At 70.7% G+C, this 13139-nt stretch carries 12 protein-coding genes; 4 read left to right on the forward strand and 8 right to left on the reverse strand.

Features of this window, described 5'->3' with window-relative positions; all coding sequences use genetic code 11:
* Positions 1 to 3: 3 nt before the first annotated feature.
* From P0592_RS07900 to P0592_RS07920, 5 genes are all read right to left on the reverse strand, one after another.
* On the reverse strand, positions 4 to 273 hold the full coding sequence (locus tag P0592_RS07900) for a hypothetical protein (protein WP_276273728.1): 270 nt from the start codon (positions 271 to 273) through the stop codon (positions 4 to 6).
* A 133-nt stretch (positions 274 to 406) separates the two neighbouring features.
* Complete coding sequence (locus tag P0592_RS07905; RefSeq protein ID WP_276273729.1) at positions 407 to 1279, reverse strand: MBL fold metallo-hydrolase; 873 nt, start codon at positions 1277 to 1279, stop codon at positions 407 to 409.
* Positions 1280 to 1336: 57 nt separating this feature from the next.
* Positions 1337 to 2155 carry a response regulator gene (locus P0592_RS07910; RefSeq protein WP_276273730.1) on the reverse strand — a complete coding sequence of 273 codons (819 nt, stop codon included), beginning with the start codon at positions 2153 to 2155 and terminating at the stop codon, positions 1337 to 1339.
* Between the two features lie 67 nt (positions 2156 to 2222).
* Positions 2223 to 2507, reverse strand: a complete 285-nt coding sequence (locus P0592_RS07915) for a hypothetical protein (RefSeq protein ID WP_276273731.1) — start codon at positions 2505 to 2507, stop codon at positions 2223 to 2225.
* A gap of 40 nt (positions 2508 to 2547) precedes the next feature.
* Positions 2548 to 3885, reverse strand: a complete 1338-nt coding sequence (locus P0592_RS07920) for an ATP-binding protein (RefSeq protein ID WP_276273732.1) — start codon at positions 3883 to 3885, stop codon at positions 2548 to 2550.
* 91 nt (positions 3886 to 3976) lie between these two features.
* On the opposite strand from P0592_RS07920, the gene P0592_RS07925 reads away from it, so the two are divergent.
* From P0592_RS07925 to P0592_RS07935, 3 genes are all read left to right on the forward strand, one after another.
* Positions 3977 to 5548 carry a YegP family protein gene (locus P0592_RS07925; protein ID WP_276273733.1) on the forward strand — a complete coding sequence of 524 codons (1572 nt, stop codon included), beginning with the start codon at positions 3977 to 3979 and terminating at the stop codon, positions 5546 to 5548.
* Between the two features lie 45 nt (positions 5549 to 5593).
* On the forward strand, positions 5594 to 6064 hold the full coding sequence (locus tag P0592_RS07930) for a pyridoxamine 5'-phosphate oxidase family protein (RefSeq protein ID WP_276273734.1): 471 nt from the start codon (positions 5594 to 5596) through the stop codon (positions 6062 to 6064).
* Positions 6065 to 6133: 69 nt separating this feature from the next.
* The gene (locus tag P0592_RS07935; protein ID WP_276273735.1) at positions 6134 to 7267 is read left to right on the forward strand and encodes a thiolase family protein; all 1134 of its coding nucleotides are present in this window, start codon (positions 6134 to 6136) and stop codon (positions 7265 to 7267) included.
* A gap of 18 nt (positions 7268 to 7285) precedes the next feature.
* Here the strand turns inward: P0592_RS07935 and P0592_RS07940 are convergent, their stop codons facing one another.
* Positions 7286 to 8320 (reverse strand): TrmB family transcriptional regulator, encoded by a 1035-nt coding sequence (locus P0592_RS07940; protein ID WP_276273736.1) that lies wholly within the window; start codon positions 8318 to 8320, stop codon positions 7286 to 7288.
* A gap of 173 nt (positions 8321 to 8493) precedes the next feature.
* Here P0592_RS07940 and P0592_RS07945 point away from each other — a divergent pair, with 173 nt between their 5' ends.
* Positions 8494 to 8937, forward strand: a complete 444-nt coding sequence (locus P0592_RS07945; RefSeq protein WP_276273737.1) for a PaaI family thioesterase — start codon at positions 8494 to 8496, stop codon at positions 8935 to 8937.
* Here the strand turns inward: P0592_RS07945 and P0592_RS07950 are convergent.
* Together P0592_RS07950 and P0592_RS07955 are read right to left on the reverse strand one after the other, a co-directional pair.
* Positions 8934 to 10871: a cation:proton antiporter domain-containing protein gene (locus P0592_RS07950; protein WP_276273738.1), complete on the reverse strand. Its 1938-nt coding sequence runs from the start codon at positions 10869 to 10871 to the stop codon at positions 8934 to 8936. The two genes, P0592_RS07945 and P0592_RS07950, sit on opposite strands and share 4 nt — an antisense overlap.
* A gap of 199 nt (positions 10872 to 11070) precedes the next feature.
* Positions 11071 to 13047 carry an AMP-dependent synthetase/ligase gene (locus P0592_RS07955; protein WP_276273739.1) on the reverse strand — a complete coding sequence of 659 codons (1977 nt, stop codon included), beginning with the start codon at positions 13045 to 13047 and terminating at the stop codon, positions 11071 to 11073.
* Positions 13048 to 13139 lie beyond the last annotated feature (92 nt).

The raw sequence follows: 13139 nt of genomic DNA on the forward strand, positions 1-13139 counted from the left end.
GGGTCAGCGAGACCGCTGGTCCCCGGCGTCGCGCCCGCCGTCACGGGCGCTCGGGTCTCCCCCCCGCTCCGTCCCGGGTGCCTCCGCGGCCACTCGCTCGGCGTGGCCCGTCCGCGCGCGGTAGTTCGCGGCCGTGGCGATCGTGACGCCGGCGACCACCCCGACGACGAGGAGCCAGTCGACCCGGCCGACGAACAGCCGGAGGCCGACTGCCGCGAGCGCGCCGGCGACCAGCGCCGACCCACCGGTCTCCGCGAGGCCGCGCCTGTCCATGGGGACAGCGTGTGTGGCCATCCGACAAAGGTGTACCGTCGGTTTTGCGACGTGATACGGATCGTCGTAGATTATGCCCGGATAGCGCCGACCCCGGGGTCGGCGCGGACCGGGACATCGCTACACGTATGAGTCACAGCGAGAACCGCTCGCCGTCGACGGCGACGTCGTCGGCGAAGGCCCGCTCGGGCGGGACGAAGTGGGCGGTGTGGACGATCCGGTAGTCGTCGGCGTCGATCCCGGCGGCGAAGTCCCGCGCGCCGGAGAGGGTCATGTGCTTGGTGCCGAACGTCCGCGGGACCCCCTCGTCGTCGTGGTGTGTGCCGCCCTTCGGGTGGTGCTCGCAGGCCTCGGCGTGGACGATCCCCTCGACCAGCGCGAGGTCGGCCCCCGACAGCGCCGCCGTCGAGCGCTCGGGGATCTCGTAGGCGGTGTCGCCGGAGACGGCCAGGACGGCTCCCGTCTCGACGTCCTCGACGCGGAGGCCGTAACACAGCAGCGGCGGGTGTTCGACGGGGACGAGCGTCACCTCGAAGCCGGCGACCTCGAAGGGCTCGTACGGCGTCCGGGGGTGGACCGAGACGGTGTCGAGGTAGTCGTACCGGCTCCGGATCCCCGCGGCGACGCTCTCCCCGGTGACCGGGTCGGTCTCGTCGGCGGCGGACACCGGCAGGTCGTCGAACAGGCGGTAGGCGTTGCCCAGGCCGTCGAGGTGGTCGAAGTGGACGTGGGTGACGACCGCGGCGTCGGGCAGCGGGACGCCCTCCCGGAGGAACTGGTGGCGGAAGTCCGGGCTGGCGTCGACGAGCAGGGACCCGCCGGCCGCACTCTCCAGGTACAGCGAGAACCGGGAGCGCTCGACGCCGCCCGAGGGGTCGACGCCCCGTTCGCGCAACCGCTCGCGGAGTTCCGCGTCCGGGTCGCGGGCGCGCTCGCAGGTGGCACAGTCACAGCCGACCGTCGGCGTCCCCGTCGTGTCGCCGGTCCCCAGCAGCGTGACCTCCATCACCCGACGGTGCGGGACGGAGGTGGGTAAGCCCCTCGCTTCCCGTCGACCGGCCGGTCAGGCGTCGTCGCCGTCCGAGCGGTCCGGTTCGTCCCGGCCACCGGCGGGCGTCCCGTCGTCGCCCGTACCGTCCGCACCGTCGCCGGCGGACTCGAACTCCGAGACGGCGATGAGCAGGCGTCCGTCGTCCAGCGCGGTCACCAGCTTCGACTCGGTGAACGTCGATCCGTCGGCACGCTCGCCCTCGCTGCGGCCGCTCCACTGCCCGCCGGACTCGACGACCGGCAGGACGTGCGTGCGGATGTGTTCGACCTCGGCGTCGGGGTGGAGTTCCGTCCAGTGTTCGCCCGTCAGTTCCTCGGCGTCGTAGTCGTACAGCGAGGCGTAGTGGTCGTCGACCTCGTCGAACCGCTCGTCGCGGCCGACGACGGCCACCCCGTCCAGTTCCGTCTCCGCCTCGGGGTCGAACTGCCCGTCGCCGTCGACCGCGTGCTCGACGCGCCGGAGCAGCATCGTGTAGCCGTCGACGCCCCGCCCTTTCGCGAGGTAGTCGGTGACGCCGGCCTCGACGATGGCCGGCGCGATGTCGTCGGTCGCGGTCCCGGTGAACAGCAGGACCGGCAGTTCGGGGCGGGTCTCGCGGACGGCCTCGACCAGTTCGATGCCGTCCATCGCCGGCATGTCGTAGTCGCTGACCACGCAGTCGACCGTCCAGTCGTCCGACCGGACCCGGTCGATGGCCCGCTCCGGGTCGGTCTCCGTCAGGACGGTGCAGTCGAGGCGGCTGGTCGGCCGTTCGAGGTACTCCTTCGTGACCGAACACAGCGCCGGGTCGTCGTCAACGTAGAGGATCGAGAGCGGGTCCTCGGGGGGCACTCCCGTAGCCAGGTCGTCGCCCGGTATCAATCACTCGCCCCGGTCATCAGCGTTGAGAACGCCGCCTTCAGTCGTCAAGGTCGGCGTCGGCCGGGAGCTCTCCGGGGTCGATCCCCTGGCGACTCGCGGCCTCGGCGAGGATCTCGCGGGCGCGCTCGTCGGCGACGTCGTCGACGAGGCAGTCGATGAACCCCGCGAGCAGCGACGGCCGCACGCGGAGGTCGACGAACTCCACCCGGCCGCCGGCGACCACCACGTCGATGTCCCACTCGCCCTCCTCGGGGTCGGTCATCCGCACGTCGACCCAGCTCTCGCTGGGGTCCTCGGGATCGGTGAACACGTCGTCTGCCATACACCTGCGACGACCCGAGGGGAGATAAGCGTGCGGTCGCTCAGTGGTCGTGGTCGTGCCCGCCGTCGCCGCCGAAGTCCCCGCCACCGGCGACCAGCGCGTCGTGGTCACCGTCGATCATGTCCATGTTCTTGAGGTTGTCCCGTTCCTCGAAGTCCTGGATGGCGTCCTCGAGGTCCTGCTGGGTGAGCGTCGTCCGCTCCTCGGTCAGCGCCTCCAGGACGGCCTCCCGGAGGACCAGCCGGAGGTCGCTGCCGGTCAGGCCCTCCGTCATCTCCGCGAGCGTGCTCGGGTCGAAGTCGACGATGTCCATCTCCCGGGTGACGATCCGCAGGATGTCGGCCCGCATGTCGTGGTCGGGCTTGGGGAAGTTGACGATCTCGTCGAAGCGCCGCCAGGCGGCGGCGTCCAGTTGGTCGGGGTGGTTGGTCGCGCCGATGAGCAACACCTCGTCCTGGATGAGCGAGATCTCGTCGATGCTCTTCAGCAGGGTGTTGACCGCCCGCTTGATGGCGGCGTGTTCGTCCGACGAGCGGGTCTTGGCGACGAAGTCGAACTCGTCCATGAAGAGGATACACGGCGAGAGCCGCTTGGCCACCTCGAACACCTTCTCGACGTTCTTGGCCGTCTCGCCGAGGTACTGGCTGGTGATCATCGACAGCTTCACCTCGACGAACGGGAGGTCCAGGTCGTGGGCCAGCGCCCGCGCGACGCTGGTCTTGCCGGTGCCCGGCGGCCCGACGAACAGGAGCTTCCCGATCTCCCGCAGGCCGATCCGGGCGAGGTAGTCGCGGTGTTCGATGGCCTTGACGATCTTCTGGATCTCCCCCTCCTGGTCGGGGGTCAACACGAGGTCGTCGAGCGTCATCTCTACCTCGGCCGGCGCGCGGACGTCGACGAGGTCGAGCATCTCCTCCTCCTCCTCGTCGTCGGTGTCGAACGACTCCTCCAGCATCGCGTCGATGAACGCGCGGTCCGCCCGCGCGGGGCGGTTCTCGGCCCGCGCGCGCTCGTGGTCGACGCCCTCGAACTCGTCGCCGTAGGCCGCCGCCAGCACCGGATTGTCGGCGACGCGGTCGGCGTCGGCTCGGCCGAGGAACCACTCCTCGGCCATGTCCCGGTCCGTGAAGGAGATGGTCCCGGAGAAGTCGTCGCGGTCGGTGAACATCAACCCCGAGATGGCGTTCCAGGGTCGTTCGACGCCCGTCGCGTCGGTCGCCGTGGTGGTCGTCGCCGACAGGGGCCGTTCGATCTCGCCGTCGCTCCAGAACGCGGCCCGGTAGGCCGGGGGGAGGTCGTCGGGGTCGAGGTCCCGCCGCTCGCCGTAGACGACGGTCGTCAGCAGGAACTCGACGACGTCCAGTTCCGGGTCACTCATTCCCACCCAGGTTGGCCCGCGACGTGCATAAGTCACTCGAAGCGGGCCGAACGGAGCAAGTGGTATGTAGTACCCACGCGAACACGTCTCTATGCCGTCTGACAGCGCACTCACACGATGGTACGAAGGTCGAATCGGCGAACCATCGACGGCGGACGAGGTACGGGGATACTACCTGTTCGTCGCTGGCCTCCTGCTCGGCATCTTCGGGCTACTGCTCTTTTTCTTCTCGCCGGCGAACTCCGGGCCGCGAGAGGCGGGGTACGTGCTCGGTGGACTCGGGCTCGTGCTCCTCGTGGTGGGGCCGACCATCCGGCTCCCACTGTCGCGGATCGGGACGACCGTCTCGTACGCCGGCGGCGTCGTCTGCCTGGTGGCACTTCTCTGGTTCACGACGGTGTACCCGGCCAACTGGGAGCGGCCGACCGGCAACGCCGGGGTCGTCACGCTCTACGTCGTCGGCCTGTTCCTGACCGTGGTCGGCGCACTCGTCGCCCCGGCCCTGCGGGACCCGAGCGGCGAGATCGCGGCCGCACAGGAGGAGACCCGGGCCGCAGCACAGCGTGCCGACGAGGCCGAGACGGAAACCGAACGCGCGACCGCGGAACGTGACGAACTCGCCGAGGAGCTGGCCACGAGCGAGTCCGCCCGGGGGGACCTCACGGCGTCGCTGGAGGCGACGGAGGGGGAACTGGCCGCTGCACAGGCCACCATCGCCGCCGCGATGGACAGCAAGGGCACCTTCGAGGTGTACGCGGACCGCGGCGGGAAGCACCGCTGGCGGCTGCGCCACCGCAACGGGAACGTCATCGCCGACAGCGCGCAGGGGTACGCCTCGCGACAGAAGGCGATGCAGGGGCTGCGAAGCGTCCAGGCGAACGCCGCCGGCGGGGCCGTCGTCGTCCTCGAGGACGCCGCCGAGGACGACGAGGCCGCGGAGGTCCCAGAGGTGCCGGCACCGGAGAGCCAGGCGACCTTCGAGGTGTACGAGGACAACGCCGGGGAGTACCGCTGGCGGTTGCGCCACGACAACGGCGAGATCATCGCCGACGGCGGCGAGGGGTACGCCTCGAAGTCCAACGTCCGGCGGGCGCTCGACGGCGTCCGCGCACACGCCGCCGGCGCGGCCTATCTCCGGATCGACCCGACCGCCTTCGAGGTGTTCGTCGACGCCGCCGGGGAGTACCGCTGGCGGTTGCTCCACCGGAACGGCGAGATCCTGGCCGACAGCGGCGACGGCTACGCCTCCCGATCGAACGCCCGCCGTGCCGCCGCGCGGGTCGCGGAACTGGCCGCCGAGAGCGAGGTCGACGACGGCTTCGAGGTGTACGAGGACAACGCCGGGGAGTACCGCTGGCGGCTCAGGGCGGGCAACGGCGAACTCGTCGCCGACGGCGGCGAGGGGTACACCGAGCGCAACAAGGCCCTCCGGGCGGTCGAGCGCGTCCGGAGCTACGCGCCCGAAGCCGACACGCTGACCATCGGGTCGGCGGCCTTCGAGATCTACGAGGACAGCGCCGACGAGTGGCGCTGGCGGCTGCGCCACCGGAACGGCGAGATCGTCGCCGACAGCGGCGAGGGGTACCCGAAGCGGAGCCGCGCGGTGGCGGCGATCGAGCGGGTCAAGCGACACGCGCCGGGGGCCGAGCAGAGCGGGGACTGACCGGCGGCGAACGCTTATCTCCGGGCCGCTCGAAGTCACAGCTGTATGACAGTCGACGCCCTCGCGGAGTTCGGGCTGGACCGCCTGTCGGACGACGAGGTCCGGGACTTCCTGGCGACACAGCGGATGGGCGTGCTGGGACTCGACGCCGACGACGTGCCGTACCTGGTGCCGCTGTCTTTCGGCTACGACGGGGACCGGACGCTGTACTTCACCTTCGTCGGTGGCCCCGAGAGCCGGAAGCGGACGCTGATCGAGACCGCCCGGCGCGCTCGCTTCCTCACCTACGCCGCCCAGTCGCCGTTCAACTGGGAGAGCGTGTTGCTGACCGGCACCGTCGACGAGGTGCCCGAGTCGGACTGGGACGACCTCGCGGCCGTCTTCGAGACGGCCTGGCGACCCGCGGTCGTCAAGGAGGCCGGCGCGGCCGGCGACGTCAGCGTCGTCCGGTTCGACGTCGACGAGTGGACGGGGATCAAGCACACCGGCCTGCCGCCGGGACTCGACGCCGAGTGAGCGAGCAACTCCCCGCCCGGGGTTCGGAGTTTGTGAGCTTTTAACACGAGCCGTCGCGTTGACGCGGCCATGGCAACACCGGTCATCGTCGACGCGGTCCGGACACCACAGGGGAAAGAGGACGGCGCGCTCGCCGGCGTCCGCAGCGAGGACCTCTCGATCCCGCTCGTGAACCAACTGCTGGCCAGCACGGGCGTCGAGAGCGAGGAGGTCGACGACCTGCTGTGGGGGTGTGCCCAGCAGCGCGACGAGCAGGGCAACAACCTGGCGCGGGTGATCGCCCTGCTGTCCGATCTCGGGGAGTCGGTCCCGGGGGCGACGATCAACCGCTGGTGTGCCTCCTCGGCGGAGGCGCTGATGCGGGCGGCCGACGCCATCGCGGCCGGCCAGCGCGACGTGCTGATCGCGGGCGGCGTCGAGTCGATGTCCCGCGTCGAGATGGGGGCGAACACCCACAACGTCCACCCGCGGCTCGCCGAACACTACAACATCGGCGAACTCCAGATGGGGATGACCGCCGAGAAGGTCGCCGAGGAGCAGGGCGTCGGCCGCGAGGAACAGGACGAGTACGCCCTGCGGAGCCACCAACGGGCCGCCGACGCCACCGACTCCGGTCGGTTCGACGACGAACTGGTCCCGATCGAGACCGACGAGGGCACGGTGGAGGAAGACGAGGGCATCCGCCGCGACACCGACCTGGAGACGCTGTCGGGCCTCCCGACCGTGTTCAAGTCCGACGGCACCGTCACGCCGGGCAACGCCTCGCAGGTCTCCGACGGCGCGGCGGGCCTGCTGGTCACCTCCCGCGAGTACGCCGAGGAGCGGGACCTCGACGTGCTGGCCGAGATCGGGGCCCACGAGGTCGCCGGCGTCGACCCGACCGTGATGGGCATCGGGCCGGTCCCCGCCGTCCGCCAGCTCACCGAGCGGGTCGGCCGCGACACCGACGCCTACGACCTGGTCGAACTCAACGAGGCCTTCGCCTCCCAGTGTCTCTACTGCCAGCGCGAACTCGGCTTCGACGACGACAGCTACAACGTCAACGGCGGCGCGATCGCCATCGGCCACCCGCTGGGGGCCTCCGGCGCTCGCCTCCCGGTGACGCTGGTCCACGAGATGGCGAGACGGGACGCGGAGCTGGGGCTGGCGACGGAGTGTGTCGGGTTCGGGCAGGGCGCGGCGATCGAGTTCCACCGGCCGTAGGCCCGGCGCGGCCGTCCCTCACCGCTCGCTGATCGTCAGCGACCGCGCGGAGTAGTCCTCGACGAAGGCACCGGGTCCGCCGACGGTGACCCGCTCCCCGTCGGCCTCGACGACGAGCGTGTTCTGGACCGGGAAGTCGTACGTCACCGGCTCGACCAGGCCCTGCTTGACCTCGACGAGCGGTGCGGTGATGCGCTCGCGGTCCTGGCCGGGGAAGAGGTCGGCCGTCACCTGCAGGTCGCGGTCGGCACCGTGCTCGACGGCGGTGAACAGGCCGAACCGGAACGGGAGCTCCTCGGCCGGGAGGGCGGGGGGCTCGCCGGTGGCCACCTCGTCGGCCGCGGCCCAGAAGTTGAACCACTGGGAGGCGACCGCCCCGGCGACCTTGGGGCTCTGTTCGAGCACCAGCCCGTAGTGGCCCTCGCGGTGCTCGCCGTGCAACAGCGAGGAGTCGCTGGTGACGGCCGCCTCGTTGTCGACCATCACCAGGCTCTCGACCGGCGGGTCCCACGACCGCGCCACGTGGGCGGCCCCGTCCGCCGCCCGGGCGGCCTCGCCGTCGTCGCCCCCGAGCAACAGCGCCACGAACACGCCGCGGTCGCGGGCGTCGGTCAGCGCCTCCGCGACGCGGGCGGCGACCGGTGTCGGGACCATCACGAACACCTCGTCGTCGGCCGTCTCGACGAGGTGTTCGAGGCGGTCGTAGAGGGTCTGCCGGGAGCGGACGACCTCGACCGCCGGGTAGTCGGGTTCGGTCTCCGTGTACCGCTCCGAGAGGTCCGCCTCCAGATCGGTCAGCACCGCCGTCATCGACTCGACGGCCGACTCCGGATCGACCGCCCGGATCTGGGTCGGCGTGTGGTGGTCGTCGACGACCACCAGGCCGCGGTCGGCGAGGTTCTCGGCGATGTCGTAGACGTAGCCCGTCGAGATGTCGGTCTCGTCGCTGACCGCCGCGACCGTCGCCGTCCCACGCTCTAAGACGGCGAGGTACGCCGCCGCTTCCGTCTCCGAGAGTCCGAACTGCGCCAGCGTGTCGACGGTACTGCCCATCACCTCGAAGCAGGACGCCGACGCTCTTTACTGCACCGCCGTCGCGACCGTCTGCCCCGTGACCGACCTTCTGCGTCGGACACCGCGTGCCGTCGGTCGCACCACGGCGACCACGGCGGACCCGTTTCCGACGGTTCGCCGCCGCTTATGTCTCCCGAGTGTGAGGTGGGGGTATGAGCTTACGCGCCCTGTTCAACGACATCCCCTTCGTCAGGGAACTCGGCGTCGAACTGACCGAGGTCGGCGACGGCCACGCGGTCGCCGAACTCCCCCTGCGCGAAGAGCACTCCTCGAACCCGCACTCGATGATCGCCCACGGCGGGGTCACCTACTCGCTGGCCGACACGGTCGGCGGTGCGGCCGTCGTCTCCGAGTCCGGCAGCGTCTCGCCGACGGTCGACATGCGGATGGACTACCTCGCCCCCGCGACCGCCGACCTCCGGGCCGAGGCCGAGGTGGTCCGGTCGGGCGGCCACGTCGCCGTCGTCGACGTGGAGGTGTACGACGACGACGGCCACCACGTCGCCAGCGCTCGCGGCACGTACAAGACCGGTGGCGAAGAGGGCGACTCCCCGTGGACCGCCGGCGTCGAGGACCCGCCCGCGGACCTCGATTAGTCCCCGCCGACCAGCGTCATCCCCTCGCGGACGGACTCGCGTTTCCCCAGCAGCGTGACGGTGTCGCCCAGCTGGAGCTCGTAGTCGGCGGTCGGCACTTCGGCGTGCTCGTGGTTCTCGCCGCTGACCAGCGCGATGAGGCAGGCCTCGGGCAGCATCGGCCCGACCTCCCGGACCGTCTTGCCCGCCAGCGACTCGTTTTTCAGCTCGACCTCCTGGACGTCGCCGGTCCGGCCCACGTCGGTCATCCAGTGGGCGATGGCCGGCCGCTCGATCTGGTTGTCGATCGCCCACGCCGTCGCCATCGCCGAGGAGATGGTCCGGACGCCGAGGTCCTCGAACGCCTCGACGTTGTCGGGGTTGTTCGCCCGGGCGATGATCCGGTCGATGTCGAACTTCGAGCTGGCCAGCTGCGACACGAGGAGGTTCACGTCGTCGTCGCCGGTGGCGGCCACGACGGTCTTTGCGTTCTCGGCCCCGGCCGACCGCAACACGTCGGTGTCGGTCCCGTCGCCGATCTCGACGGTGTAGCCCGCGTTGCGCGCTCGTTCGACGATCTGTTCGTCCCGTTCGATGATGACGACGTTCTCGCCCCGGTCTTCGAGGCGCTCGGCGAGCGCTCGGCCCACCTGTCCGCCGCCGACGATGATGACTCGCATTGGTATCACGTCCAGTTTCTCCGCGATGGTTCGGGCCAGGCCGCCCTCCAGGAGGGCGGTGACGAAGATCACCAGGAACACGGTCCCGAGCAGTAGCTCCGCCTGCCCGGCCAGCAGGTCCGCCTGCGCCAGCAGCTCCTGGGCCTCCTGGCCGCTCGCCTCGCCGGCCTCCGTCCGCAGCTCCTCGGCGACGCTGTTGAGTTCGACGGCGAACAGCGTCGCGACCGACGCGGGGATGATCCCCCGCGGGCCGACGAAGCTCATGAACAGCTTCTCCTCCCGGGTGAAGCGGTCGCCCCGCGCCGAGAGGAAGACGAGCGCGGGCCGGATGACGAACATCACCGCCGCCACGACGGCGATGCCGGCCAGTCCCACGTCGATCAGGGCGTCGGGGCTGAGCTGGGCCGCCAGCGCGATGAACACGAACGACAGCACCAGCAGCGTGATGTCGCCCTTGAACTCGGTGATGTCGGCCTCGTAGGGGTGGTCGACGTTGCCCAGTGCGATCCCGGCGGTGGCGACGGCGGCGACGCCGGCCTCCGTCGCGATGGTGTTGGCGGCGGCGTACGCGACCAGCGCGCCCGCCAGCACCAGCAGCCGGGAGTTCCGCGGGGCGTCGCCCGGCGAGAGGTCGATGTACTGCAGGAGGTAGTACAGCAGGCCGGCGACGAGCAGGCCGACGAGCAGTCCGGTCCCCAGCCGCAGGGCGAAGGCCTGCAACAGCCCCTCGCTCGTCGCGCCGGGGTTGACCGTCTCGAAGACGACGACGGCGATGATGGCCGCGGTCACGTCGTTGACGATGCCCTCCGTCTCCAGCGCCGTCGCCACCCGGTCCCGGACGGGGACGACGTTGAGGATGGGCGTGATGACCGTCGGCCCGGTCGCGACCAGCAGCGCCCCGATGAGAAACGAGATGTCCCAGGCGACGCCGAAGGCGAACTTGACGGCGACGGCCGTCCCGACGAGGGCGATGCCGGCTCCCAGCGTCACCAGCCGGAACGTCGCCGTCGGTGCCTCACGGATGCGCTCGAAGCGGAGGTGGTACGCCCCCTCGAAGACGATGATGGCGACGGCGAGCCCGACGATGGCCGACAGCGCCCCGCCGAACGTCTCGCTGGTGACGATCCCCAGCCCCGGCTGGCCGATGACGACCCCGACCAGCAGGTAGAAGATGATGCTCGGGACCCGGATCCGGGCGGCGAGTACCTGCGCGACGACGCCGAGCCCGATGATGCCGGCCACCAGCGGGATCAGCAGTCCGGAACTACCAGCCACGGCTGTCCTCCATCTATGCCGGACAAAGGTACCCCCCGGTATAAACGCACTCACTCGCGCCCACGAGCGGCGGCTCGCTCGGTCGTTCGCGGCGTTTCCGCGGCCCCGGCGGGTCGTTTCCCCGCTCGCTCTCCTCGCTGACCTCGCGGCTTCGCCGCTCGGGCGTTATCGAGGGTCTTCGCTGGCGCTCGGAACCGCGCTAGTCGTCGGTCGCCGCCCGCCCACTCACCCGCTCCTCGTCGGCGAACGCCGCCTCGTCGTAGATGCGGTCGATGCGGTCGGCGTGGACCGACTTGATGTCCGGCCGGATCTTCTTCATCGTCGGCGTCAGCAGGCCGTTCTCCTCGGTGAACCCCTCCGGGAGCACCTCGAAGCGCTTGACCGTCTCGTGGGACTCCAGGGACCCGTTGGCCGCCTCGACGGCCCGGTCGATCAGCGTCCGGACGTTCTCGTCGTCGGGCCACGCCGCGGGGTCGGCGGGGACGGACAGCCCCTTCTGTCGGGCGGCCGCGTCGAGTTCGTCCCCGTCGGGGAACACGAGCGCCCCGACGTACTTCTCCCCGTCGCCAAGCACCAGCGCCTGGTCGACGATGGGCCGGTCCTCCAGGGCCTCCTCGACGGCCTGTGGCGCGACGTTCTTGCCAGTCGAGAGGACGAGCAGCTGCTTGGCCCGCTCGCGGAACACGAAGTAGCCGTCCGGTCGCCGGGTGACGATGTCGCCGGTCCGGAAGTAGCCGTCGTCGGTGAAGGCGTCCTCGGTCGCCTGGTCGAGGTTCCAGTAGCCGTCGGTGACGTTCGGCCCCTTCACGAGTAACTCGCCGGTGTCGCCCATCACGCCCCCGAGGTTCTCCTCGGGCAGGACGTGCGTGTCGAGTTCGATGTCCATCGCCTCGACGGGGGTCCCGATGGTACCGACCTTCGGCTCCGGGATGGGGTTGTTCGTCACGACGGGCGCGGCCTCGGTCAGGCCGTACCCCTCGTAGATTGGCAGCCCCATCCCGTGGTACAGCTCCGCCAGCCCCTTCGAGAGCGTGCCGCCGCCGCTGACGAGCATCTCGACGTTGCCCCCCAGCGCCTGCCTGACGTTCGAGAACACCAGCCTGTCCGCGACGGCGTACTTCGCCCGCAGCGGGACGCCGGGCAGCTCCTCGCGGTGGTAGCGCCGGCCCACGTCGACGGCCCACTCGAAGATGCGCTCGCCGACGGCCGACTCCTCGGCCTCCTCGCGGATGGCGTCGTAGATCTTCTCGTACACCCGCGGGACGCTGGTGGCGACGGTCGGCTCGACGAGCTGGAAGTCCTCCTTCAGGGTGTCGACGCTCTCGGCGTAGGCGACACAGCCGCCGACCGCGAAGATGAAGAAGTGGCCGGTGAGCCGCTCGAAGACGTGGGCGAGCGGGAGGTACGACACGGTCTGTGCGGTGTCGTCGACCCGCGGCGCGTCCGCCGGCAGGTCCGCGCCCGGCCCGTAGCCGTCGTCACACTGCTCGACGTTGGCGGCGAAGTTCCGGTGAGTGAGCCGGACCCCCTTGGGCTGGCCGGTCGTCCCCGAGGTGTAGACCAGACTGGCGAGCTCCTCGGGATCGCGCTCGGCGAGCAGGACGTTGTAGGTCCCCTCGTCGTAGGCCGCGTCGCCGAGCTCGTACACGTCCGCCAGCGTGTGGACGTCCGCGCGGTCGGTGTCGGTCTCGTCGATCACCACGATCTCCTCGACCGGGACCTCGTCCTCCACGGCCAGCACCCGCTCCAGCAGCTCGTCGTTCTCGCAGACGACGGCCGTCGCGCCCGGGTCCGACAGGAGGTGCCGGACCTGGTCCGGCGAGGAGCTCTTGTAGACGGTCGAGACGACCGCGCCGTTGGCCAGCAGCGCGAAGTCCGACTGGGCCCACTCCATCCGCGTGTCCGAGAACAGGCCGACCCGGTCGCCCGGCTGGACGCCGAGCTCCCGGAACCCCAGGGCCAGCCGGCGGACGACGTCGCGCATCTCCCCGTAGGTCAGCGCCGCGTACTCGCCCTGCGGTGCGGCGTCGAACGCGACGCCGGCCAGCGAGCGGTCGTGGGTCCCGCCCTTGTACTTCTGTGCCGGCCGGGTCGCGTGCTCCTCGGCGCTCGCCTCGAAGAGTTCCGGGAGCGTCCTGTCGCCGACCCCGCCCTCGGAAGGTTCAGCTTCGACCATTAGGGATGCATTTGGTAACATCCCTGAAAACTGTGCCGACCGTATCAGCGGACGACACCGCGGCGCTCACGCCGCCGTTCGTCGCCCCGCGC

The sequence above is a fragment of the Haloarcula litorea genome (assembly GCF_029338195.1).
GTDB lineage: Archaea > Halobacteriota > Halobacteria > Halobacteriales > Haloarculaceae > Haloarcula > Haloarcula litorea.